This window comes from Neisseria sp. KEM232, from assembly GCF_002237445.1.
GTDB lineage: Bacteria > Pseudomonadota > Gammaproteobacteria > Burkholderiales > Neisseriaceae > Neisseria.
The window spans coordinates 2,323,403-2,346,045 of record NZ_CP022527.1; the positions used below are offsets into that span (position 1 = coordinate 2,323,403).

General features: G+C 57.5%; 21 protein-coding genes and 2 pseudogenes. 15 read left to right on the forward strand and 8 right to left on the reverse strand.

Features of this window, described 5'->3' with window-relative positions:
• Positions 1-133 precede the first annotated feature (133 nt).
• The 6 genes from CGZ77_RS11580 to CGZ77_RS11610 all read left to right on the forward strand — a co-directional run bounded on the left by CGZ77_RS11580 (position 134) and on the right by CGZ77_RS11610 (position 6,270).
• The gene (locus CGZ77_RS11580) at positions 134-781 is read left to right on the forward strand and encodes a hypothetical protein (RefSeq protein WP_094031193.1); all 648 of its coding nucleotides are present in this window, start codon (positions 134-136) and stop codon (positions 779-781) included.
• A gap of 350 nt (positions 782-1,131) precedes the next feature.
• Entirely contained in the window at positions 1,132-2,004 is an 873-nt protein-coding gene (rfbD, locus tag CGZ77_RS11590; protein WP_009425610.1) for a dTDP-4-dehydrorhamnose reductase, read from the forward strand.
• 326 nt (positions 2,005-2,330) lie between these two features.
• The gene (gene recN, locus CGZ77_RS11595; protein WP_036495489.1) at positions 2,331-4,019 is read left to right on the forward strand and encodes a DNA repair protein RecN; all 1,689 of its coding nucleotides are present in this window, start codon (positions 2,331-2,333) and stop codon (positions 4,017-4,019) included.
• A gap of 128 nt (positions 4,020-4,147) precedes the next feature.
• Complete coding sequence (locus CGZ77_RS11600; RefSeq protein ID WP_009425174.1) at positions 4,148-4,603, forward strand: ProQ/FINO family protein; 456 nt, start codon at positions 4,148-4,150, stop codon at positions 4,601-4,603.
• Positions 4,604-4,730: 127 nt separating this feature from the next.
• On the forward strand, positions 4,731-5,501 hold the full coding sequence (pssA, locus tag CGZ77_RS11605) for a CDP-diacylglycerol--serine O-phosphatidyltransferase (protein WP_051040400.1): 771 nt from the start codon (positions 4,731-4,733) through the stop codon (positions 5,499-5,501).
• 61 nt (positions 5,502-5,562) lie between these two features.
• The gene (locus tag CGZ77_RS11610) at positions 5,563-6,270 is read left to right on the forward strand and encodes an epoxyqueuosine reductase QueH (protein WP_036495487.1); all 708 of its coding nucleotides are present in this window, start codon (positions 5,563-5,565) and stop codon (positions 6,268-6,270) included.
• Between the two features lie 69 nt (positions 6,271-6,339).
• On the opposite strand, the pseudogene CGZ77_RS11615 reads toward CGZ77_RS11610, so the two are convergent.
• Positions 6,340-6,786, reverse strand: a pseudogene (locus CGZ77_RS11615) (type I restriction endonuclease subunit R); the annotation flags it as partial.
• A 104-nt stretch (positions 6,787-6,890) separates the two neighbouring features.
• Positions 6,891-9,227, reverse strand: a pseudogene (locus CGZ77_RS11620) (HsdR family type I site-specific deoxyribonuclease); the annotation flags it as partial.
• Between the two features lie 40 nt (positions 9,228-9,267).
• On the opposite strand from CGZ77_RS11620, the gene CGZ77_RS11625 reads away from it, so the two are divergent.
• Positions 9,268-9,909, forward strand: a complete 642-nt coding sequence (locus CGZ77_RS11625; RefSeq protein WP_094031195.1) for an IS1595 family transposase — start codon at positions 9,268-9,270, stop codon at positions 9,907-9,909.
• Between the two features lie 41 nt (positions 9,910-9,950).
• Here CGZ77_RS11625 and CGZ77_RS12200 read toward each other — a convergent pair whose 3' ends face one another.
• The 4 genes from CGZ77_RS12200 to CGZ77_RS11640 all read right to left on the reverse strand — a co-directional run bounded on the left by CGZ77_RS12200 (position 9,951) and on the right by CGZ77_RS11640 (position 13,104).
• The gene (locus CGZ77_RS12200) at positions 9,951-10,124 is read right to left on the reverse strand and encodes a hypothetical protein (RefSeq protein WP_157058097.1); all 174 of its coding nucleotides are present in this window, start codon (positions 10,122-10,124) and stop codon (positions 9,951-9,953) included.
• Between the two features lie 87 nt (positions 10,125-10,211).
• Positions 10,212-11,762, reverse strand: a complete 1,551-nt coding sequence (locus CGZ77_RS11630; RefSeq protein ID WP_036495491.1) for a type I restriction-modification system subunit M — start codon at positions 11,760-11,762, stop codon at positions 10,212-10,214.
• Positions 11,763-11,849: 87 nt separating this feature from the next.
• Entirely contained in the window at positions 11,850-12,620 is a 771-nt protein-coding gene (locus tag CGZ77_RS11635) for a DeoR/GlpR family DNA-binding transcription regulator (RefSeq protein ID WP_009425166.1), read from the reverse strand.
• Positions 12,621-12,699: 79 nt separating this feature from the next.
• A complete protein-coding gene (locus tag CGZ77_RS11640; RefSeq protein WP_009425165.1) occupies positions 12,700-13,104 on the reverse strand; it encodes an SMI1/KNR4 family protein in 405 nt (134 codons plus the stop codon).
• Positions 13,105-13,251: 147 nt separating this feature from the next.
• On the opposite strand from CGZ77_RS11640, the gene ruvB reads away from it, so the two are divergent.
• From ruvB to CGZ77_RS11680, 8 genes are all read left to right on the forward strand, one after another.
• Positions 13,252-14,280, forward strand: coding sequence for a Holliday junction branch migration DNA helicase RuvB (gene ruvB, locus CGZ77_RS11645; RefSeq protein ID WP_009425164.1), 1,029 nt, complete (start codon positions 13,252-13,254; stop codon positions 14,278-14,280).
• A gap of 33 nt (positions 14,281-14,313) precedes the next feature.
• Complete coding sequence (locus CGZ77_RS11650) at positions 14,314-14,733, forward strand: hypothetical protein (protein WP_009425163.1); 420 nt, start codon at positions 14,314-14,316, stop codon at positions 14,731-14,733.
• Positions 14,734-14,855: 122 nt separating this feature from the next.
• Positions 14,856-15,932 carry a peptide chain release factor 1 gene (prfA, locus tag CGZ77_RS11655; RefSeq protein WP_009425162.1) on the forward strand — a complete coding sequence of 359 codons (1,077 nt, stop codon included), beginning with the start codon at positions 14,856-14,858 and terminating at the stop codon, positions 15,930-15,932.
• 67 nt (positions 15,933-15,999) lie between these two features.
• Complete coding sequence (locus tag CGZ77_RS11660; RefSeq protein ID WP_094031196.1) at positions 16,000-16,602, forward strand: hypothetical protein; 603 nt, start codon at positions 16,000-16,002, stop codon at positions 16,600-16,602.
• A 111-nt stretch (positions 16,603-16,713) separates the two neighbouring features.
• Entirely contained in the window at positions 16,714-17,277 is a 564-nt protein-coding gene (locus tag CGZ77_RS11665) for a peptidylprolyl isomerase (RefSeq protein ID WP_009425160.1), read from the forward strand.
• 325 nt (positions 17,278-17,602) lie between these two features.
• Complete coding sequence (rpsU, locus tag CGZ77_RS11670) at positions 17,603-17,815, forward strand: 30S ribosomal protein S21 (RefSeq protein ID WP_009425158.1); 213 nt, start codon at positions 17,603-17,605, stop codon at positions 17,813-17,815.
• A gap of 93 nt (positions 17,816-17,908) precedes the next feature.
• Positions 17,909-18,355: a GatB/YqeY domain-containing protein gene (locus CGZ77_RS11675; protein WP_009425157.1), complete on the forward strand. Its 447-nt coding sequence runs from the start codon at positions 17,909-17,911 to the stop codon at positions 18,353-18,355.
• A 141-nt stretch (positions 18,356-18,496) separates the two neighbouring features.
• A complete protein-coding gene (locus tag CGZ77_RS11680; RefSeq protein ID WP_009425156.1) occupies positions 18,497-18,838 on the forward strand; it encodes a hypothetical protein in 342 nt (113 codons plus the stop codon).
• A gap of 104 nt (positions 18,839-18,942) precedes the next feature.
• On the opposite strand, the gene lpdA is transcribed toward CGZ77_RS11680, so the two are convergent.
• Together lpdA and aceF are read right to left on the reverse strand one after the other, a co-directional pair.
• Complete coding sequence (gene lpdA, locus CGZ77_RS11685; RefSeq protein WP_009425155.1) at positions 18,943-20,742, reverse strand: dihydrolipoyl dehydrogenase; 1,800 nt, start codon at positions 20,740-20,742, stop codon at positions 18,943-18,945.
• Positions 20,743-20,886: 144 nt separating this feature from the next.
• Positions 20,887-22,521 carry a dihydrolipoyllysine-residue acetyltransferase gene (gene aceF / locus CGZ77_RS11690; RefSeq protein ID WP_009425154.1) on the reverse strand — a complete coding sequence of 545 codons (1,635 nt, stop codon included), beginning with the start codon at positions 22,519-22,521 and terminating at the stop codon, positions 20,887-20,889.
• Positions 22,522-22,643: the final 122 nt, after the last annotated feature.

Here is a 22,643-nt window from a genome sequence, read left to right on the forward strand (position 1 = left end):
ACGCTTTCAGACGGCCTCAAGGCTACCTAAAAGCGCAGCTTCAACGCAGTTAAAGCAAAAGGCCGTCCGAAAACACAGCAGGACAGATCGGACATTGATACTCGGCCTGTGCCCCAAGCAACCAAGGAAGACCATGCAGAAATACAGCAAAATCAACCATGAATACAAATATGTCCTCGTCCACTTCGAGGAAATAGACGACCTGCCCGCTTTATTGAAAAACATAGATTTGAACAAATACGAAATAGGCATCGGCTTCGGCCGCCTCCAACATTATGAATACAAACAGATGATGCGCGAGCAATATCCGAACGACACCAAAAAAAGCTGGATGCAGATGGATTTGTCCCCGCTTACCGACTATCCCGAAATCAGCAGCCTCTATTTGGAAAACGGCTTTACCGTCCGCAACCTTGATGCCCTATACACGCTCAATCTGCATACTTTGCACTTTGAACCGATGGAAAAAAACGAAATCAAAACCAAAGAAAAGCTGGATTTGTCGCGCCTGAAACACCTGAAATACATAGACGGCGGCTGGGGCAAATTTATGGTGAACCTGGGCGGCTGCAAAACGCTGGAAAAAATGAAAATCTGGTTTTACCCCGACCAAGATTTCAGCGAAATCGGGCAACTCAACAGGTTGGAAGAATTAACCCTGATCCAATGTAAAACCCTCACCCTGGACGGCATCACCGACATGCCCGCCCTGAAACATATCGAGCTGAAATACTCGCGCACCTGCAAAACATCGACGCGCTGGCCAACTGCCCGAACCTAGACCTGGTTTGAATTGAAAAATGCTCCCAACTCATCAACATCAACCTGAAATCCGCTTCCATCAGCCGGCTGCTGCTCGACCGCGTGGCAAATCTCAACTTCCTGCCGCAGCTGCCTAATTTGAAGCGTTTGCTTATTGCCGATTTGAAAGACGGCAATACGCAGCCGATTTTGGATTGTACAGACCAATTGGAATCAGTCGGCCTATACCCGACCAAACGCCCGCATTACCAATATTCCGAAAGGGAACTACACGCCCTGCTGGATGCCAAAAAAGCCCGATAAACCGTAGGGCGTGTCGGCATCCAACTTTCAGGCAGCCTCCTACCCCCAACCCGAAAGAACAAACCTATGAACATCCTGATTACCGGCGCCGACGGCCAAGTCGGCCGCGAACTGGTTTTGCAGCTTCAAAACCGCGCCACCGTCCTTGCTGCCAACCGCGCCGCGCTCGACATCACCGATTCCGCCGCCGTCGAACGCACCGTTGCCGGTTTCCGTCCCGACGTCATTATCAACGCCGCCGCCTACACCGCCGTCGATAAAGCCGAAAGCGATGCCGACACCGCCTACGCCGTCAACCGCGACGCCGTACGCCATCTGGCCGAAGCCGCCGCCACACATAAGGCCGTCCTGCTGCACATTTCCACCGATTATGTGTTCGACGGCACGGCCGACGCGCCCTACCGCGAAACCGATCCCGTCAACCCGCAAAGCGTGTACGGCAAAAGCAAACTGGCAGGCGAACAGGCCGCCGCAGCCTGCCCGCGCCACATCATCCTGCGCACCGCCTGGGTGTTCGGCGAGTACGGCGGCAACTTCGTCAAAACCATGCTTCGCCTCGGCCGCGAGCGCGACAGCCTCGGCATAGTTGCCGACCAACACGGCGCGCCCACCCCCGCCGCCGACATCGCCGCCGCCCTGATTGCCATCGCCGAACGCAGCCAAGTTTCCGGTTTCGCCGACTGGGGCGTCTATCATTTTTCAGGCTGCCCCTACACCAGCTGGCACGGCTTTGCCGAGCAAATCTTTCAGGCTGCCGCCGCGCAAAACCTGCTGCCGAACATCCCCGGGCTCAAAGCCATCGCCACCGCCGACTACCCCACCCCCGCCCGCCGCCCCGCCAACTCACGGCTGGACTGCGCCAAAATCCAAAATACCTTCGGCATCGAAGCGGCCAACTGGCAGGCCGCGCTGGCTGATTTGCAGCCTTACTGCCGATAAACCGCATACTGGCCAACCCTGCCGCCCGTTAAAACGTTTAGGCCGTCTGAAAATACAAAACTGTACACGCGCGGGGGAGGGTTGGGGTGGGGGTGGCGTTTCGCAGAACTGCTTTACCATTGTCCCGCAAAAATTTCCGCAGCGGCACGAACGGATTCGGGGAGTTGCGGCAAACCGTGCGGGCGGACGAAAGGCCGTCTGAAACGGTTTTCGCAGGTTTCAGACCGTTTCGCAACCAAGCCGCAGACACAGCGCCGCGCAGGCAGGAAAATCCGTTCCGCTATATAATCGCCGCCTTTCAGACGGCCTCCCGAAAAAGGATACCTATGCTGCTGGCGCTCTCCCTCAACGACTTCGTTATCGTCGATAGCCTCGACCTCCAATTCCAACCCGGCTTCACCGTGCTCACCGGCGAAACCGGCGCGGGCAAATCCATCACTCTCGACGCCGTCGGCCTCCTGCTGGGCGGCAAGGCCGACTACGCCCAAGTTCGCGGCGGCGCGAAAGAAGCCCGCCTCTCCGCCCTCTTCGACCTCTCCGAAATGCCCGAGCTGCAAAACGAATTGCGCGAGCAGGGCTTTTTGGCCGACGATGCCGACGAATTGTCCGTGCGCCGCATCATTGACGCCAAAGGCAAAAGCCGCAGCTACCTCAACGGACAGGCCGCCACCCTCGCCCAACTCAAAAGCATCGGCAGCCGCCTGATCGACATCCACGGCCAAAACGCCCACCAATCGCTCAACCGCGAAGCCGCCCAGCGCGAACTGCTCGACGCCTTCGCCGGCTGCCTGCCGCTGGCGCAGGAAGTCGCCGCCGCCTACCGCGCCCGCCAGTCGGCGCTTGCCGCACTCAAAGCCGCCGAAGAACAGCGCGAGCAGCTGCAAATCGAACGCGAACGCCTCGAATGGCAGCACGGCGAACTCTCCCGCCTCGCCCCCGCCCCCGGCGAATGGGAAAGCCTCAGCCAAAGCCACGACAGCCTCGCCCACGCCGCCGAGCTGGTGCAGACGGCGCGCGAAGTAGAAGACATCATCGACGGCGAACACGGCCTGCAATACCACGTCTACCGCTGTCAGAAAAACCTCGAAAGCCTCAGCGGCATCGAACCGCGCTTTGCCGAAGCCCTCGAACTGCTCGCCAGCGTCGAAGCCGAGCTGGGCGAAGCTGCCGCCGCCGTGCGCGGCGTCGCCTCGCGCACCGAACTCGACCCCGCCGAACTGGCCGCGCAGGAAGAGCGCATGGGCGAACTCATGTCCATGGCGCGCAAATACCGCATCGAGCCGCAGGAACTGCCCGCCAAGCTCGAAGAAACCGAGGCCGCGCTGCAACACCTCGAAGCCGCCGCCGACCCCCAAGCCCTCGAAGCCGCCGCCCGCGAGCGCGACCGAGAATACACCGAAGCGGCGGAGCGCCTGTCTGCCGAACGCCGCGCCGCCGCCCTGCGCCTGGCCGAAGAAGTCACCGAAAATATGCAGCATCTGGCAATGAAAGGCGCGCAGTTTGCCATCGAACTCGTGCCCGCCTCCCCCACCGCCCACGGCCTCGAACACGTGCAATACCAAGTGTCCGCCAACAAAGGCAGCCCGCTGCGGCCGCTGAACAAAGTGGCATCGGGCGGCGAACTCGCCCGCATCAGCCTGTCGCTGCAAGTGGCCGCCGGCCGCCACACCCGCATCCCCACCCTGATTTTCGACGAAGTGGACACCGGCATCGGCGGCGGCGTTGCCGAAACCGTCGGCCGCGCCCTGCGCCGCCTCGGCGCCGCGCACCAAGTGCTGGCCGTCACCCACCTGCCGCAGGTGGCCGCCTGCGGCGAACACCACTGGCAGGTCAGCAAAAACAGCGACGGCGAACAAACCGTCAGCAGCATCCGCGTACTCGACGAAGCAGGCCGCACCGGCGAAATCGCCCGCATGCTCGGCGGCGAAACCATCACCGCCACCACCCTCAGCCACGCCGCCGAAATGCTTGCCAACGCAGCGGAGCGGCCGCATTCCGGCACAGAGGCCGTCTGAAAAAAGGCCGGCCGCCCGCGCCGCACGTTTCAGACGGCCTACTGCTGCGAAAGCGCTTAACCAAAACACACCTTTGGGCTACAATGCCGCCCGTTTTGATCCGCCGTTTATTTTAGGAATACAAAAGCATGACACATGAAACCGCTTTGGGCGCGGCACTCCGTTCCGCCGTGCAGACCATGAGCAAAAAAAAACAGACCGACATGATCGCCGACCACATCTACGGCAAATACGCGGTCTTCAAACACTTCAAACCCCTCGCGCTGGGCATAGACCAAGACCTCGTCGCCGCCATGCCGCAATACGATCCCGCCCTCATCATGCGCGCGCTGGCCAACCACTGCCGCCGCCCGCGCTACCTCAAATCGCTGGCGCGCGGCGGCAAACGCTTCGACCTCAACAACCGCGTCAAAGGCGAAGTGAGCGCCGAAGAGCAGGCCGTTGCCGCACAAAACCCGATGGTGAAAGAAGCGCTCGAAAAACAGGCGCAGCGCCGGGCCGAACGCGAAGCGCAGGCAGCCGCAGAACCGGCCGCCGCCCAAGCCCCGGCAGCGGAAGCCATACAGGAAGCCGCCGCAGAATAAAACCGCCGCAGCGCATCCCGTGAGGCCGTCTGAAAACCTTTCAGACGGCCTCACGCACGTTCGGACGCCCAAAGGCAAATCGGTTATAATCGCGCCCGTTTTGCAACCACCCCCACGGGAATCCCACATGGCAAACGCCCCGCAGCCGGACAACCGCACCGCCATCCGCCGCCGCATCCGCGAAAACGGCATCTACGTCCTGCCCAACTCCTTCACCATCGCCGCCCTCTTCTCCGCCTTCTTCGCCATCACCCAGGCCATGCACGGCCTGTTTGAAAACGCCGCCATCGCCGTTTTCATCTCCATGATGCTCGACGGCATGGACGGCCGCGTCGCCCGCTGGACCAACAGCCAGAGCGCCTTCGGCGAACAGCTCGACAGCCTTGCCGACATGGTCAGCTTCGGCGTCGCCCCCGCCCTCATCGCCTACAAATGGCAGCTGTTCCACTTCGGCCGCATCGGCTACACCGCCGCCTTCATCTACTGCGCCTGCGCCGCTCTGCGCCTTGCCCTCTTCAACACCCTTATCGGCAGCGGCAAAGCCGACAAACGCTGGTTTATCGGCGTGCCCAGCCCCACCGCCGCCGCCCTCATCGTCGGCCTCATCTGGGTAAACCACAGCGTCGAAAACTTCCCCGGCGTCAAATGGTGGGCGCTCTTCATCACTCTTTTTGCCGGCCTCTCCATGGTCGTGCAAATCCCCTTTTGGAGCTTCAAAGAAATCAACGTGCGCCGCAAAGTGCCGTTTTTCGTGCTTATCCTCGTCATGCTCGCCCTCCTGGCCATGACCCTCAAACCCGCCCTCGCCCTCTTCCTCCTCGCCCTCGGCTACAGCCTCTCCGGCTACATCCACTACGGCTGGCGGCATTGGCGAAAACGGCAAAAACACAGCGCATAAACCCTTTCAGACGGCCTGAGGCCGTCTGAAACCCTTCCGGCAACCATAAAACCACACCAATATGAACACAACGCACCCCCCCGAAGTCACCCCCATCGACCGCTCCATACTCGTTCCCCCCGGCGGCCACAAAAAAGTCCTGCTCCATTCCTGCTGCGCTCCCTGTTCGGGCGAAGTGATGGAAGCCATGCTCGCCAGCGGCATCGACTACACCATTTATTTCTACAACCCCAACATCCACCCGCTCAAAGAATACATGCTGCGTAAGGAAGAAAACCTGCGCTTTGCCGAAAAATTCGGCATCCCCTTTATCGACAAAGACGATGACTACGAAAACGACCGCAAAGAATGGTTTGCCAAAGCCAAAGGCATGGAGTTCGAACCCGAACGCGGCATCCGCTGCACCATGTGTTTCGACATGCGCTTTGAAAAGGCCGCCCAATACGCCCACGAACACGGCTTCCCCGTCTTCACCAGCTCGCTGGGCATCTCGCGCTGGAAAAACATGGCGCAAATCAACGACTGCGGCCACCGCGCCGCCGCGCCCTATGACGGTTTGGTCTATTGGGATTTCAACTGGCGCAAAGGCGGCGGCAGCGCGCGTATGATAGAAATCAGCAAACGCGAACACTTCTACCAGCAGGAATACTGCGGCTGCGCCTACTCCCTGCGCGACTCCAACACCCACCGCAAATCGCAAGGCCGCATCCCCATCAAACTCGGCGTGCTGTATTACGGTGACCCGTCCACCGAATACGAAAACCGCTGAGCCGATAAAACAGAAGGCCGTCTGAAACCCAATACAGGCTTTCAGACGGCCTCTTTTCGAAATCTCCCCTTACTCTTTATCCAAGCTGCCGCCCACGCCTTTAAACTTCTCCACAAACGCGGCAATTTTTTCAAACACGTTTTGCTTTTTCGTGCGGTATTGCGGATTGAGCGGACTCATTTTCGGCAACACGTCATTCAAATCCGTGCCGTTTTCGCTGGCGTACTCCCGTTTGAGCGACACGGCAAGGTAGCGTTTGGCCTCCGCTTCGTTCAAACCCTCCGATGTGATTAATTCCGCCGCTTCCTGCTGCTGCACTTGTCGGGCGTATTGGTAAAACGCTTCGATAACGGCGGGCGCGTCGGCCATGGCATCCAAATCGGTTTCATTGATGAAATCCACAATCAGCCCTTCTTTGGCGCGGCTGCTCACGCTGGCGCGGATGATGCGGCGGATGTCTTCCACCCATACGGCTTTGTCTTTGGTTTTTTTGTTATGCTCAAAAATCAATTCCAAAATGTATAGTGAGCCAAAATAAAAAATATACGGCGTTGCTGCGCCTTGCCGTATTACCCATACTGTCTGCGTCTTGCTGCCTTGTATCTTTTCTATTTTGGCTCACTATAATCCAGATTGATTTCCTGCGATTTGAGCAAATCCACTTCAAAAACCACATCGCCCCAATCCACCTGTGCCGTTTCGCTCTGCCCGTTATCGCGGTTGCACCGCTGCCATTCGCGGATGTCGTTGTAGGCGGAACGGTAATCCTGCACCGCTCTTTCAGACGGCACTTCAACCGCCTGCATCTCTTTAATATCTTCATCGCTCAAGCCATACCGGTTTTTCAGGCTGTCTATCGCTTCGAGGTCGTCTGAACCGATTTTCTGCAAGGCTTGCAGCGCGGCAAATTCGTCGTAGTTTTGCAAAACGTTTTCCGCGCGCAGATATTCGCCGAAGAGCTTGGCAAAGTCTTTTTTGTCTTTTTCCGTCTCAATCGCGGCAGGGTCGGGAAAACGCTCGCGCAACTCTTCCACCACATCGAGATAACCGCGCCGCGCTTCGCCGGTAAGGGCATCGGTGTAGCCTTCCATGTATTCCCGGTAGCTTTTTTCCAATATCACGTTTTTGGTGTTTTTGTTGCCAAAGAGCGTAATCGCGTCGATGGTGGCCTGCTCCAAATCGCGGAAAGTAACGATGTTGCCGAAGGTTTTGCTTGCATCAAAAATGCGGTTGGTGCGTGAAAACGCCTGTATCAGGCTGTGGTAGCGCAGGTTTTTATCGACAAACAGCGTATTGAGCGCGGGCGCGTCGAAGCCGGTTAAAAACATGCCCACCACAATCAGCAAATCCACTTCCTGCTTTTTCACGCGCTGCGCCAAATCGCGGTAATAGTTTTGGAACGATTTGCTGTCCACGCTGTAATTGGTATGGAAATGCGCGTTGTAATCGGCAATGGCGGCAGACAGAAACTCTTTCGCGCTGCTTCCCATCGCTTCGGGATCGAAATTTTCATCGGCAATATCGCCGACCGCGTCTTGCGTTTCATTGGCGGCAAAGGAAAAAATCGTTGCCACTTTCAAAGGTTTCAGACGGCCTTTCTGCTGCTCTTTAAACGCCTTGTAATACAGCTTGGCCGCTTCCACGCTGCTTACGGCGAACATGGCGTTGAAACCTTTGCCCGTTGCATTCATGCGGTGGGTTTTTTGGCGGAAATTGTCCAAAATATACTGCGTGATTTCACGGATGCGCTCGGGGTGCAGCAGCGCTTGGCGGTTTTCAGCGGCGGAAAGTTTCTGCTCGTCCTGCTCCTGCTCCAAAGATTTGAACTGCGGCCGCACATCATTGTAGTCCACCTTGAATTTCAACACTTTTTCATCGCGGATGGCATCGGTAATCACATAATCGTGCAACTGCCGGCCAAACACGCCGGCGGTGGTTTCCGCGCCCAGCGCGTTTTCAGGGAAAATCGGCGTGCCGGTAAAACCGAACTGGCAGAAATATTTGAACTTGCATTTCAGGTTTTTTTGCGCCTCGCCAAATTGCGAGCGGTGGCATTCATCGAAAATAAACACCGTTTTCTGCCGGTATGCCGGCAAATCCGCTTCGCTTTTCATCAGATTGTTCAGCTTTTGGATGGTGGTAACGATGATTTTATTGTCGTCTTTTTCCAGATTGCGTTTCAGCCCCGCCGTACTGTCCGAACCGTTGACGCTGTCGGGCGAAAAGCGTTGGTATTCCTTCATCGTCTGATAATCGAGGTCTTTTCTGTCCACCACAAAAAACACCTTGTCGATAAAATCCAATTCCGTTGCCAGCCGCGCCGCTTTGAAGCTGGTGAGCGTTTTGCCCGAGCCGGTGGTGTGCCAGATATAGCCGCCGCTTTCGGTGTTGCTCCAATTTTTCGCATTAAAAGAGCTTTTGATTTTCCACAAAATCCGCTCCGCCGCCGCAATCTGATACGGCCGCATAATCAGCAGCGTATTGCTGACATCAAACACCGAATAGCGCAGCAACACCGCCAACAGCGTTTCTTTTTTCAAAAACGTCGCCGTAAAGTCTTTTAAATCCTTGATAGGCTCATTGTTTGAGCGCGCCCAGTTCATCGTAAAGTCGAAGCTGTGTTTGTCGCGCTTGGTGGTATTGGCGAAATAACGCGTGTCCGTGCCGTTGGAAATCACAAAAATCTGCAAAAACTTAAACAGCGAATGCTCCGCGTTAAAACTCTCTTTCGTATAACGGTGCACCTGGTTAAACGTCTCGCGTATCGCCACACCGCGCTTTTTCAACTCAATCTGCACCAGCGGCAGCCCGTTTACCAACACCGTTACATCATAGCGGTTACGGTGTTTGCCCTGCTGCTCAAACTGATTGATCACCTGCACCTTGTTATTCGCCAAATTCCGCTTGTCCAGCAGGCGCACGTTTTCAATCCGTCCGTCGTCAAACGTAAAATCATAAGGGGCTGACGTAGATTAGCAGTTATGCTAGGCTACGAAAATGCAGATAACCAATTGTAAATTAAGCAAGATGGTTCAAAAGAAACTGCTTGAATTTTTTGTACTCCAAGTTACCGCCCGTTCCGCTGCCGATATTTTGGGCATTCAGCCCAACTCTGCTATTCTGTTCTACCGCAAAATTCGTATGGTTATCAGCCATTATCTGGCCTTGGTTGCCGATGAGGTTTTTGAGGGCCCTGTCGAGTTGGACGAAAGCTATTTCGGCGGACGGCGTAAAGGCAGACGCGGTCGCGGTGCGGCAGGAAAAGTGGTTGTCTTCGGCATTCTGAAACGCAACACCGTTGTGGTGGATAATGCCAAGTCTGAAACGTTACTCCCTGTCATCAAAAAGAAAATCATGCCGGACAGTATTGTTTATACCGATAGTCTGAGCAGTTACGACAAGTTGGACGTGAGCGGTTTTATCCATTACCGCATCAACCATTCCAAGGAATTTGCCGACCGCCAGAACCACATTAACGGCATTGAGAATTTTTGGAATCAGGCAAAACGCGTCTTACGCAAATACAACGGAATCAATCGCAAATTTTTCCCGCTGTTTTTGAAAGAATGCGAATTTCGGTTTAGCTTCGGCACACCGTCCCGGCAGCTAAAAATCTTGCGGGAGTGGTGTGGAATTTAGGGCTAATCTACGTCAGCCCCTTCAAAAGCCCTTAAAGGCATTTAGTGCAAAAGGTATTTAGTGCAAAAGCTGTTAAAAAACTGTGCAAAAGCTTTTCGCGCGTTACACATTTGCGAAACAGACAGCCAGGCGGTTTCTTCTGAAAAATTCACTTCGACAGAAACATTCCCGTCGCGGCTGTTGAATATGACAAGATCGGCTTTTTTATCATCCATGGCATTTGCTCCTTTTGGCAAGTCGTCAAGCCTGTAAAAAATAGTTTCCAACCGTCAACTTTTAATCACCGGTTGAATTTTGCGCATTTATTCCGCCTGCCCGATCTCCGCCACTATCTTGTCAATTTCGGCGCGCAGTTTTGCTATCTTGGCTACGGTCGTCTGAATTTCGGCGTTCAGCTCGGCGATGTTGATTTTTTCGCGCGTGTCTTTGGCTTCGACGTATGAACTCACCGCCAAATTGTAATCGTTGGCTTTAATGATGTCGTAACCGGCCATTTTGACGACGTGCGGCACGTCGGTTTTGTCGGCGAAAAGCTGCATGATGCGGCTGATGTGTTCTTCGGTGAGAACGTTGTTGTTGGTTTCTTTTTTAAACAGCTCAGACGCGTCGATGAATTGGATCTGCGTGTCGGTTTTGTGTTTGGATAAAACGAGTATGTTCACGGCGATGGATGTGCCGTAAAACAGGTTGGGCGCGAGGGCAATGACGGTTTCGATGTAGTTGCCGTCGACAAGGTATTGGCGGATTTTCTGCTCTGCTCGACCACGATAGAAAATGCCGGGGAAGGTTACGATGGCGGCGCGGCCTTTGGCGGAAAGGTAGGACAGTGCATGCATGATAAAGGCGAAATCTGCATAAGATTTTGGCGCGAGCACGCCGGCGGGGGCAAAGCGGTCGTCGTTAATCAGCGTGGGATCGTCGTCGCCTATCCATTTGACGGAATACGGCGGATTGGACACGACGGCATCAAAGGGGCGGTCGTTTTTAAGCTGCGGATTGAGCAGGGTGTCGCCCAGCTCGATGCTGAATTTGTCGTAGTTGATGTTGTGCAGAAACATATTCATGCGGGCGAGGTTGTAGGTGGTGTGGTTGATTTCCTGCCCGAAGAAGCCTTCTTCGATGATGTGTTCGTCAAACTGTTTTTTGGCTTGCAGCAGCAGCGAGCCGGAGCCGCAGGCGGGGTCGTAGATTTTGTTGACGGTTTTTTGCCCGTGCAGCGCAAGGCGGGCGATAAGCTTGGAGACGTTTTGCGGTGTGAAAAATTCGCCGCCGGATTTGCCTGCGTTGGCGGCGTAGTTGGAAATCAGAAATTCGTAAGCATCGCCGAACAGGTCGATGTGGTTGTCTTCAAAGCGGCCGAAATCCAGATCTGCCACGCCTTTGAGCACGGCGGCAAGGCGTTGGCTTTTTTCTTTCACGGTGCTGCCCAGCCGTGTGCTGGTGGTGTCGAAATCGGCAAACAGGCCTTTGAGGGCTCGTTCGGATTTGTGGCCGTTGGCGGAATTTTCGATTGAATCGAAAACGGCTTTGAGCTGGGTATTGAGGTTTTCGTTGCTGTTGGCAGTGTTGACGACGTTGGCAAAAAGCTGGCTGGGGGCGATGAAATAGCCTTTGGTTTTGACCGCATCTTCGCGGATTTCGGCGGGAATGTCGCCGTCGCTCATGGCGGCATAGTTCACGCTTTCGTCACCCGCTTCGATGTAGGCGGTGAAATTTTCGCTGATAAAGCGGTAAAACAGTGCGCCGAGCACGTATTGTTTGAAGTCCCAGCCGTCCACCGAGCCGCGTACATCGTTGGCGATTTGCCAGATGCGGCGTTGGAGTTCGGCGCGTTGTCGGATGCCGTCAGTCATAAAAAACCTTTCTGAAATCATGTTGGTATCGTATTCGGAGGCCGTCTGAAAGTTTCAGACGGCCTCTTTATCTATACAAAAGCGCGGCTATTTCTCGGCCACGTGGCAGGGAATGCCCGCTTCTTCGAGCTGTTTGGCCACTGGGGCGGCGGGGGCTTCGTCGGTGAAGACGCCGTCGAACTCGGTAACCGAGGCCATGCGCACGAGGGCGGTGCGGCCGGAGTGGCTGCGGTCGACGGCTAGGTAGCGCGTGCGGGCGTTGGCCATCATCGCCTGCATCACGCTCACTTCTTTGTAGTCGAAATCGAGCAGCGAGCCGTCGTTTTCCATTGCTGCCGCGCCGAGCACGGCGTAGTCGGCCTTGAACTGGTTGATGAAATCCACTGTTGCCACGCCGGTGACGCCGCCGTCGACGGGGCGCACTACGCCGGAGGTGATGATAACGGTGTAGTCGCTGCGGCCGGAAACGAGGGCGGCGACGTGGATGTTGTTGGTGATGATGCGCAGGCTGCTGCGGCTTTTGATCAGGGCGGCGGCCACGGCTTCGATGGTGGCGCCTATGCTCATAAACAGGCTGGCGCCGTCGGGGATGCGTTCGGCAATCAGGTCGGCGATATGGGCTTTTTCGTTTTGGCGGCGGTTTTTCTGCAAAAGATAGGTGTCGTTTTCCGCCGCCTCGCCCAGCGTCGCGCCGCCGTGGTAGCGGCGCAGCAGGCCGCTTTGGCAGAGTTCGCCGATGTCGCGGCGCACGGTTTGCGGTGTGACGTCCAACTCGCGTGCCAGTCCTTCTATCGGCATAAAGCCGTGTTCGCGCACGAGGCGGACGATTTTTTCGTGCCGGTGGATTTTGTGTGCCATGGTGTTTTTCTTTTGGTGTTTAAGTGTTTGCTACGATTTCAGACGGCCTGTGTTTGTTTGAGGCCGTCTGAAAAACTTTTCAGTCTTCGGGCTCGAACAAGGCGAAAAAGTCTTCGATATTGTCGGACAGGGTACGCAGAACCAGTTTCGCGTCGTCCCAATAAAACACGGACGGGCGGCTTGGCGAACGGGAGAAATCCATGAAAAACGGGTTGCCCGCGCCGTCGGCGGCGAAACAAACCAGGGTTTTCAGACGGCCTTCTTTTTCTGCGGCACCCATGTCTTCTTCATCGAAGCTGTCGAGAAAAAATGACAGCTCGCGCGCGCCTTCGGCGGCGGTTTCTTCCGGTGTCAGGATGCTGCCGATTTCGCTTTCCAAGGGTTTGCCGAAGGCGTCGCAACCGGCTTTCAGACGGCCTCCGTATTTGAATGCTTCGGCAAAGGCGGCATAGCCTGCGGGAAGGGTGTGTTGTTGTGCGTCCATATCAGGGTTTCCTTACGGCGGCGTTTCTGAAAAAACGCGGATGATAGCAGCACGGCTGCGCCGCGTGTCGGCGGCAGGGCGATTTTTTCAGACGGCCTCAGCCGCCTTCCGCTATCATACGCGCTTTGCTTTTTTCGCCCGACCGCCATGCTGCACACCGACAATCTCACCGCCGCCGCGCCCGAACGCATCATCACCGCGCAAACGCTCTCTTCACAGGAAGAACAAATCGAACGCGCCCTGCGTCCCAAATTCCTTGCCGACTACATCGGCCAGCACAAGGCCAAAGAACAGCTCGAAATCTTCATCCAGGCGGCGAAAAAACGCGGCGAGGCGCTCGACCACACCCTGTTGTTCGGCCCGCCCGGGCTGGGCAAAACCACCCTCGCCCACATCATCGCCAAAGAACTGGGCGTCAACCTGCGCCAGACCAGCGGCCCCGTGCTCGAACGCGCAGGCGACTTGGCCGCGCTCTTAACCAATCTCGACCCGCACGACGTGCTGTTTATCGACGAAATCCACCGCCTCAGCCCCGTCGTCGAAGAAATCCTCTATCCCGCCCTCGAAGACTACCAACTGGACATCATGATAGGCGAAGGGCCGGCCGCACGTTCGGTGAAAATCGACCTGCCGCCCTTCACCCTCGTCGGCGCCACCACCCGCGCCGGTATGCTCACCAATCCGCTGCGCGACCGCTTCGGCATCGTCGCCCGCCTCGAGTTCTACAACCATGCCGACCTCTCCACCATCGTTTCCCGCTCCGCCCAGCTTTTGCAGCTCGATATGGACGAAGGCGGCGCACTGGAAATCGCCCGCCGCAGCCGCGGCACGCCGCGCATCGCCAACCGCCTGTTGCGCCGCGTGCGCGACTACGCCGAAGTGAAAGGCAGCGGCCGCATCGCCGCCGACACGGCCGACGCCGCCCTTTCGTTGCTCGACGTTGACGCCGTCGGGCTGGACGTGATGGATAGGAAATTCCTCGAAGCCGTGCTGCACAAATTCGGCGGCGGCCCCGTCGGCCTCGACAACATCGCCGCCGCCATCGGCGAATCGTCGGACACCATCGAAGACGTGATCGAACCCTACCTTATCCAGCAGGGCTTTCTGCAACGCACCCCGCGCGGCCGCGTCGCCACCGAAATCTGCCGCCTGCATTTCGGTTTGAAAGCGGAATAAGGCCGTCTGAAAACAAAAAACGGAGCAGCCGCCGTGAAACTGAAACTGCCCTATCCGCCCGAAGCCGTCGCCTCGTTTTTCCTTTATGACTACGAATTTATCGACTGCTACGGCTTTATGCGCGACCCGCGCGAATGCCTGGAAAACTACGCCGCCTACGAAGCAGCTGTACGCGCGCATTTTTCCGCCCGCGTCCCCGTCGACAAAATGCCAAGCATCCCGATAAACGCCCTGTGGCTGCCGCCTTTCGTCCTCGCCGCCGTCTTAAAAGACGGCATCGCCCAATACGAACGGCGGCAGGGCATCAGCTCTTCTTGGCATCCCGACGCGCCGCTCGACAAACGCTGGACGCTAGGCTGCGTGCCGTTCCACCTTAAAGACAGCGAATACACCGGCGGCTCGTCGCTGCTGCTGTCGCCCTTCGAGCTGGACATTCCCCTGTATGGCTTATAGGCCGTCTGAAAACCGTTCAGACGTCCTCAGCCGCCCGCCGCAAAGCTGCTATAATCCGCGCCGTTTCAGGCCGTCTGAAAAAGCGTTTTCAGACGGCCTCACTATTCAAAACCGGACACCCCATGAAACCCTCGATTTTAGACAAACTGCAAGCCCTCGCCGACCGCCTCGAAGAAGTTACCGCGCTGTTGGGTTCGCCCGAAGCCACCGCCGACATGGACAACTACCGCAAGCTCACGCGCGAACACGCCGAGCTGACCCCCGTAGTCGAAACCTTCCAACGCTACACCCAAGCGCAAAACGACATCGCCGACGCGCAAGAAATGCTGTCCGACCCCGAAATGAAAGACTTTGCTGCCGAAGAAATCGAAGCGGCCAAAGCGCGCATGGAAGCCTTGGACACCGAGTTGCAAAAACTCCTGCTGCCCAAAGATGCCGACGACGACAAAAACATCTTCATCGAAATCCGCGCCGGTACCGGCGGCGACGAAGCCGCGCTGTTTGCCGGCGACCTCTTGCGTATGTACAGCCGCTACGCCGAACGTAACCGCTGGCAGGTGGAAATCGTTTCCGCCAACGAAAGCGAGCTGGGCGGCTATAAAGAAGTCATCGCCCGCATCATCGGGCTGGGCGTGTACAGCCGTCTGAAATTCGAGTCGGGCGGCCACCGCGTGCAGCGCGTACCCGCCACCGAAAGCCAGGGGCGCATCCACACATCCGCCTGCACCGTCGCCGTGATGCCCGAAGCGGACGAACTCGAAGAAATCCAACTCAACCCCGCCGATTTGCGTATCGACACCTTCCGCGCATCCGGCGCGGGCGGCCAACACATCAACAAAACCGATTCCGCCGTACGCATCACCCACCTGCCCAGCGGCATGGTGGTCGAATGCCAAGACGGCCGCAGCCAGCACGCCAACAAAGCCCAAGCAATGAAAGTGCTCGCCGCGCGGCTGAATGACGCGCAAAAACGCGAAGCCCAAGCCAAAGAAGCCGCCGAGCGCAAATCGCTTATCGGCAGCGGCGACCGCAGCGAGCGCATCCGCACCTACAACTACCCGCAAGGCCGCGTTACCGACCACCGCATCAACCTCACGCTGCACAAGCTGGATTTTGTGATGGACGGCGATATGGAAGAGATTACCGCCGCGCTGATTGCCGAGCATCAGGCGGAACTGCTGGCGGCGATGGGGGATTGAGCGCAAAGGCAGCCTGAAAACGCACACAGGCTTTCAGGCTGCCTGAATCCCAACAGGAAAACCACCCATGTCCTTCACCTTCCGCCGCCACAAAAAACTGCACAAACAAGCCTACGCCGCCTTCGACAGCGGCGAACTGGCGCAGGCTGCCGAACACTTCGTCGATCTGGTCAAACGCTTTCCCGACGACAGCCCCTACCACTACATGCAGGGCTTAACCGCCAAAAACCGCATGGACTGGCCGACCGCCCTGCGTGCCAACCTGTGCGCCATCGAATGCGCCGATGGTTTTGCCGAAGGCGTGCACTGGAACGCCGCCTTCGTCCGCTGCTCCGCCGCCGCAGACGCACAGGCACTCACCGAACTGCTGGAACAACACGGCTGGACGGCTGAAGACTGGACGCAAAGCCTGCGCTATCTCTGCCTGCGTTGCAGCTACGGTATCCCGCGCCAACACACAGCCGACGCCGAACAAGCCGTCGACAACAGCTGGCAGACCGAGCGCAGCATCGGCATCGCCGCCCCTGTTCCCCAATCCGCCGAACTGGCCCCCCTACAAAGCTGGGCATCCGCCGCCGCAGGCCGCGCATTCTCCGAACTCTGCCGGCAAGACTGCGCCCCGCCCGCACGGCAGGACGGCAAGGTCTGGTGGGTTTGGCATGAAGATTGATTAAAGGCCGTCTGAAAAACCGCTGCCGTTTTCAGAAACATCATTCCCGCACAGGCCGCAACGGCCTCCGCCACCTGTTTTTCAAACCATCCGACACCGAAAGGACCATCCGTGAATCAAGCAGCCAAACTTCTCCTTGCCGCCCTGCTCTGCGCCGCCCCCGCCGCGCAGGCCGACACCCCCGTCGAAATCGACACCAGCCACGGCAAAATCAAACTCACCCTCGACGAAAAACGCGCGCCGAAAACCGTTGCCAACTTCGTGCGCTACGCCCGCAGCGGCTTCTACGACAACACCGTCTTCCACCGCGTAATCGACGGCTTTATGATCCAAGGCGGCGGCTTCACCGCCGACATGGCGCAGAAAGCCACGGAAAAAGCCGTGCCCAACGAAGCGGCCAACGGCCTGAAAAACAGCGCGGGCACCATCGCCATGGCGCGCACCGGCAACCCACATTCGGCCACCAGCCAGTTTTTCATCAACCTCGCCGACAACCCCAACCTCGACCACAAAAACACCACGCCCGAAGGCTACGGCTATGCCGTGTTCGGCAAAGTCACCTCTGGCATGGACGTTGTGCGTGCCATCGGCAAAGTGAAAACCGGCGACCACGGTTTCCACCAAAACGTTCCCGTCAAACCCGTCGTGATCCGCAAAGTCACCGTTTTGCAATAAAGCGTTGCCGCAAAGCAGAGGCCGTCTGAAAGCCCCGTTCCGTCTTTCAGACGGCCTGTTTTGTTTTTTCAGACGGCCTCAAATCCTTTTTTCCGCAGCAAAACATTGACCGACCGCGGCAAAACACGGATAATCCGCCGCTTTCGCCGACACTGCCCGGCCAAACCGAATCCCGCCGCCGCGCACAAGGCGCGGCTTTGTTAGGAGGTGATGTGTCCCTCACGGCGCGTAACCCGCCCTGCCCCGCCGCAGAAAGCGTTACCGAACCCCATTTGACCCGCCGTCGCCCTTTTCAGACGGCCTCACAGAATTTAAAGGAAACAAAATGCCTACAATCAAAGTTAAAGAAAACGAACCCTTCGAAGTTGCCATGCGCCGTTTCAAACGCGCCATCGAAAAAACCGGTCTCTTGACCGAACTGCGCGCCCGTGAAGCCTACGAAAAACCGACAACCGAACGCAAACGCAAAAAAGCCGCCGCTGCCAAACGCCTGCAAAAACGCCTGCGCAGCCAGCAGCTTCCGCCGAAAATGTACTGATTCCGACGGCTTTACCGTTCCGACACCGCGCCTTTCGTTTGGCGCGGTGTTTTTCTATAATGCGTCCTCCCCAACGAGACAAGGAAACCCGAAATGTCCCTGAAACAGCAAATCAACGAAGACATGAAAACCGCCATGCGCGCCAAAGACCAAACCGCGCTCGGCACCATCCGCCTTATCAACGCCGCCGTCAAACAGTTTGAAGTAGACGAACGCGCCGAAGCCGACGACGCGCGTATCACCGCCATCCTCGGCAAAATGATCAAACAGCGCAAAGACAGCGCGAAAATCTACGCCGAAGCCGGACGGCAGGATCTGGCCGACAAAGAAAATGCCGAAATCGCCGTGCTGAACCGCTACCTGCCCGAAATGCTTTCCGCCGAAGCAATAGCCGCCGAAGTGGCCGCCGCCGTTGCCGAAACCGGCGCATCCTCGCCCGCCGACATGGGCAAAGTGATGGGCGTACTCAAAGCCAAGCTCGCAGGCAAAGCCGATATGGGCGAAGTGAACAAAGCCGTCAAAGCCGCCCTGTCGCAATAAACCCCAAGGCCGTTCCCGCCTTCGCGGGAATGACGTTTCCGAAAGCAGCTTCAACGCGGTTGGATTCATTCCGCATCCGATCCGCACCGCTGCAATCAGACGTTCAGACGGTCTCCTGCCATATCGCACAAGGATCGCCCCATGCGCCAGTCCTCCCTCTTCTTCCCGCTGCTGCTGATTACCGTCGGCGCCGTTTGGTTTCTCAAAACCACCGACATCCTGCCAGCTACCTCCACCCTGATTGCCATCGGCCTGGCCGCTTTCGGCCTCCTCGTGCTGCTGGCCGACGGCATCAACAAACAGTCCGTCGTTGCCGGCCCCCTGCTGATGTACTGCGGCGCGGCACTCTACCTGCAAAGCGAATACCTGCTCGACACCTCGCCGCTTGCCGCCTTCGGCATGATCCTCCTCGGCTGCCTGCTCCTGCTCTCGCGCAGCAGCCTCATCCCTTACAAAAGCGCCCATAAGCCGCCCGTGCAGTAACTTTTGAGAGGGTACACAAAAGGCCGTCTGAAAACCCTGTTTCGGGCTTTCAGACGGTCTTTTCTCATAAGCTGTCGGGGCAAACTGTGTTTAACCCATAAGGCTTATTTTTTCTTTTTCTGCGGCGGCAAATCGGTGCACACACCCAGCGCCACTTCCGCGCTCATGCCGATGGATTCGCCAAGCGTCGGGTGTGGGTGGATGGTTTTGCCGATGTCGGCGGCATCGCAGCCCATTTCGATGGCCAGACAGATTTCGCCGATCATATCGCCGGCGTGTGTGCCGACGATGCCGCCGCCGATAATCAGGCCGGTTTCGGCGTCGAAAATCAGCTTGGTGAAGCCTTCGTCGCGGCCGTTGGCGATGGCGCGGCCGGAAGCTGCCCACGGGAACACGGATTTGGTGATTTTGATGCCGTCGCGTTTGGCGATTTCTTCGGTTACGCCCACCCAAGCCACTTCGGGGTCGGTGTAGGCGACGCCGGGAATCACGCGGGCATCGAAGTAGGCTTTGTGGCCGGCGCAGTTTTCGGCGGCAACGTGGCCTTCGTGTACGGCTTTGTGCGCCAGCATGGGCTGACCGACTACGTCGCCGATGGCGTAGATGTGCGGCACGTTGGTACGCATTTGTTTGTCGACTTCGATAAAGCCGCGTTCGGTAACGGCCACGCCGGCTTTTTCCGCGCCGCAGAGTTTGCCGTTGGGCGCGCGGCCTGCGGCCACCAGTACGAGGTCGTAGCGTTGCGGCTCTTTGGGTGCTTTTTCGCCTTCAAAGCTCACGTAGATGCCGTCTGCTTTGGCTTCCACGGCTACGGTTTTGGTGTTGGTCATGATGTTGTCGAAGCGGTGGGCGTTCATTTTTTCCCACACTTTAACCAAGTCGCGGTCTGCGCCCTGCATCAGGCCGTCCATCATTTCCACTACGTCTAATCGTGCGCCCAGCGTGCTGTAAACCGTGCCCATTTCCAAACCGATGATGCCGCCGCCGATAATCAGCATTTTTTGCGGCACTTGGCGCAGTTCGAGCGCGCCGGTGCTATCGACGATGCGCGGATCTTGCGGGATAAACGGCAGGTTCACCACGCGGCTGCCCACGGCAATGATGGCGTTTTTGAAAGCGATGGTTTTCTTGGCGCCGGTTTCGGTAAGCGCGCCGTCGTATTGGCTACCTTCGGTCAGGGAAACTTGCAGATGGTTGGCGCCGACAAATTCGCCTTTACCCTGAATCAGATCGACTTTGCGCGCTTTGGCCATGCCCGCCAGACCGCCGGTAAGTTTGCCGATCACTTTTTCTTTGTAGCCGCGCAGCATGTCGATGTCGATTTCCGGCGCGGGGTATTTGATGCCGTTGGCGGCCAGATGTTTCACTTCGTCAATCACCGCCGCATTGTGCAGCAAGGCTTTAGACGGGATACAGCCTACGTTCAGGCACACGCCGCCGAGGGTTTTGTACTGATCGACGATGGCGACTTTCAAGCCTTCGTCGGCTGCGGCAAAAGCGGCGGAGTATCCGCCCGGGCCGCCGCCCAGTACCACCACATCGTATTCGGCATCGGCATTGCCGCTGAATGCGGCAGCCTGAGGCGCAGGAGCGGCGGCTTTCGGGGCTTCAGGCTGCGCGGCAGGCGCGGGGGCGGCTGTGGCTTTGGGTGCTTCGGCGGCAGCGCCTTCGGCTTCGATTACGGCAATCAGGCCGCCTTCGGAGATTTTGTCGCCCACTTTGACTTTCACTTCTTTCACCACGCCGGCGGCTTCGGCCGGTACGTCCATGGTGGCTTTGTCGGTTTCCAAAGTAATCAGGGTGTCGTCGATGGCAACCTTATCGCCGGCTTTGATTTCCACGGCGATGATGTCCACGTTTTCATGTCCGCCGATGTCGGGGACTTTTAATTCGATTAAGCTCATGTTTATTTAACCTTTCTGCTGGTGCAGGAGCAAGTTGCGTTCCGTCGGGATGCAGCATACGCGTTTCAGACGGCATCATGCTGCAAAGCCTTGTTTTCGGCTTTCAGACGGCCTTTCGTATTGGCAAGGCCGTCTGAAAACGCTTTACAGGGTAATGCGGCGGAAGTCTTTCAACAGGTTGGCCAGGAACACGGTGAAGCGCATGCCGGCCGCGCCGTCGATGACGCGGTGGTCGAACGACAGCGACAGCGGGCACATCAGGCGCGGCTCAAATGCGGAGCCGTTCCAAACCGGTTTCATCTGCGATTTGCACACGCCCAAGATGGCTACTTCTGGGGCGTTCACAATCGGGGTGAAGCCGGTGCCGCCGATGCCGCCGAGGCTGGAAATGGTGAAGCACGCGCCCTGCATTTCCTGCGGTTTGAGCTTGCCTTCGCGGGCTTTTTTGCTCAATTCGGTCAGCTCTTGGCTGATTTCTTTCAAGCCTTTTTTGTCCACGTCTTTGATTACGGGCACAACCAAACCGTTGGGCGTGTCGGCGGCAAAGCCGATGTGGAAGTATTTTTTCAACACCAGATTATCGCCGTCGAGCGAGGAATTGAACTCGGGGAAGGCTTTGAGCGCGGCCACGGAAGCCTTGATGATAAAGGCCAGCGGCGAGAGTTTCACGCCTTCGCGTTCCCACTCTTTGTTGAGCTGTTTGCGGAAGTTTTCCAGCTCGGTCATGTCAGCATCTTCGTGAACGGTAACGTGCGGAATCACTACCCAGTTGCGCGACAGGTTTTGACCGGAGATTTTTTTGATGCGGGAGAGTTCTTTGACTTCGATTTCGCCGAATTTGGCAAAATCCACTTTCGGCCACGGCAGCAGGTTAAGTCCGCCGCCCAAAGAGGCTGCGGCAGGCGCAGCGGCTGCACCGCCCTGCATCACGGATTTCACGAAAGCTTTGATGTCTTCGCCCATGATGCGGCCTTTCAGACCCGTACCTTTGACGCGACCCAAATCCACGCCCAATTCGCGCGCGAGTTTGCGGGCAGAGGGGCCTGCGTGGGCTTTGGCAAACGCAGCTTCGTCAACGGGCGTATTGCCAAAGGCGGCCACAGGCGCGGGCGCGGCGGCAGGTGCGGAAACAGGCGCAGGGGCTGCGGCCGGAGCCGGCGCGGCGGCTTTCGGTGCTTCGGAGGCCGTCTGAACGGGGGCGGCTGCGGCGGCAGAGCCTGCGGTTTCCACTTCGATGATGGCTGTGCCTTCGGAAACTTTGTCGCCCACTTTCAGGTAAACGGCTTTCACGACACCGGCGGCGGTGGAAGGTACGTCCATCGTTGCTTTGTCGGTTTCCAATGTAATCAGTGTGTCTTCTTCGGCCACGGTGTCGCCGACTTTGATTTCCACAGCAATCACGTCCACATCGCTGTGGCCGCCGATGTCGGGCACGTTGACTTTGACGGTTGCGCCGCCCGCAGCGGGTGCGGGAGCGGCAGCAGGTGCCTCTTGCGCCGCAGGAGCTTGGGCGGGCGCAGGGGCTGCGTTTGCGGCAACCGCGCCAGTTTCGACGGTCAGAATCACGCCGCCTTCGGAGATTTTGTCGCCCACTTTGACGCGCACTTCTTTCACCACGCCTGCGGCATCGGCAGGTACGTCCATGGTGGCTTTGTCGGTTTCGAGGGTAATCAGGGTGTCGTCCACGGCGATGGTGTCGCCTGCTTTGACTTCGACGGCGATGATGTCCACGTTTTCGTGGCCGCCGATATCGGGTACTTTGATTTCTACGATGCTCATCGAGCGTTCCTTTTTTCTTGGTGATGCCGTCTGAAAAGGCTTTCAGACGGCCTGTTGTTCTACGGGATGTTTCATCCCGAAACCGTGTTCCGCTGCGGTGTTTCAGACGGCCTCACTGTATG

Coding starts and splice junctions, on each gene's coding strand:
- CGZ77_RS11580 (WP_094031193.1), top strand. CDS start 134: ATGCAGAAATACAGCAAAATCAACCATGAATACAAATATGTCCTCGTC.
- rfbD (WP_009425610.1), top strand. CDS start 1,132: ATGAACATCCTGATTACCGGCGCCGACGGCCAAGTCGGCCGCGAACTG.
- recN (WP_036495489.1), top strand. CDS start 2,331: ATGCTGCTGGCGCTCTCCCTCAACGACTTCGTTATCGTCGATAGCCTC.
- CGZ77_RS11600 (WP_009425174.1), top strand. CDS start 4,148: ATGACACATGAAACCGCTTTGGGCGCGGCACTCCGTTCCGCCGTGCAG.
- pssA (WP_051040400.1), top strand. CDS start 4,731: ATGGCAAACGCCCCGCAGCCGGACAACCGCACCGCCATCCGCCGCCGC.
- CGZ77_RS11610 (WP_036495487.1), top strand. CDS start 5,563: ATGAACACAACGCACCCCCCCGAAGTCACCCCCATCGACCGCTCCATA.
- CGZ77_RS11625 (WP_094031195.1), top strand. CDS start 9,268: ATGCAGATAACCAATTGTAAATTAAGCAAGATGGTTCAAAAGAAACTG.
- CGZ77_RS12200 (WP_157058097.1), bottom strand. CDS start 10,124: ATGGATGATAAAAAAGCCGATCTTGTCATATTCAACAGCCGCGACGGG.
- CGZ77_RS11630 (WP_036495491.1), bottom strand. CDS start 11,762: ATGACTGACGGCATCCGACAACGCGCCGAACTCCAACGCCGCATCTGG.
- CGZ77_RS11635 (WP_009425166.1), bottom strand. CDS start 12,620: ATGGCACACAAAATCCACCGGCACGAAAAAATCGTCCGCCTCGTGCGC.
- CGZ77_RS11640 (WP_009425165.1), bottom strand. CDS start 13,104: ATGGACGCACAACAACACACCCTTCCCGCAGGCTATGCCGCCTTTGCC.
- ruvB (WP_009425164.1), top strand. CDS start 13,252: ATGCTGCACACCGACAATCTCACCGCCGCCGCGCCCGAACGCATCATC.
- prfA (WP_009425162.1), top strand. CDS start 14,856: ATGAAACCCTCGATTTTAGACAAACTGCAAGCCCTCGCCGACCGCCTC.
- CGZ77_RS11660 (WP_094031196.1), top strand. CDS start 16,000: ATGTCCTTCACCTTCCGCCGCCACAAAAAACTGCACAAACAAGCCTAC.
- rpsU (WP_009425158.1), top strand. CDS start 17,603: ATGCCTACAATCAAAGTTAAAGAAAACGAACCCTTCGAAGTTGCCATG.
- CGZ77_RS11675 (WP_009425157.1), top strand. CDS start 17,909: ATGTCCCTGAAACAGCAAATCAACGAAGACATGAAAACCGCCATGCGC.
- CGZ77_RS11680 (WP_009425156.1), top strand. CDS start 18,497: ATGCGCCAGTCCTCCCTCTTCTTCCCGCTGCTGCTGATTACCGTCGGC.
- lpdA (WP_009425155.1), bottom strand. CDS start 20,742: ATGAGCTTAATCGAATTAAAAGTCCCCGACATCGGCGGACATGAAAAC.
- aceF (WP_009425154.1), bottom strand. CDS start 22,521: ATGAGCATCGTAGAAATCAAAGTACCCGATATCGGCGGCCACGAAAAC.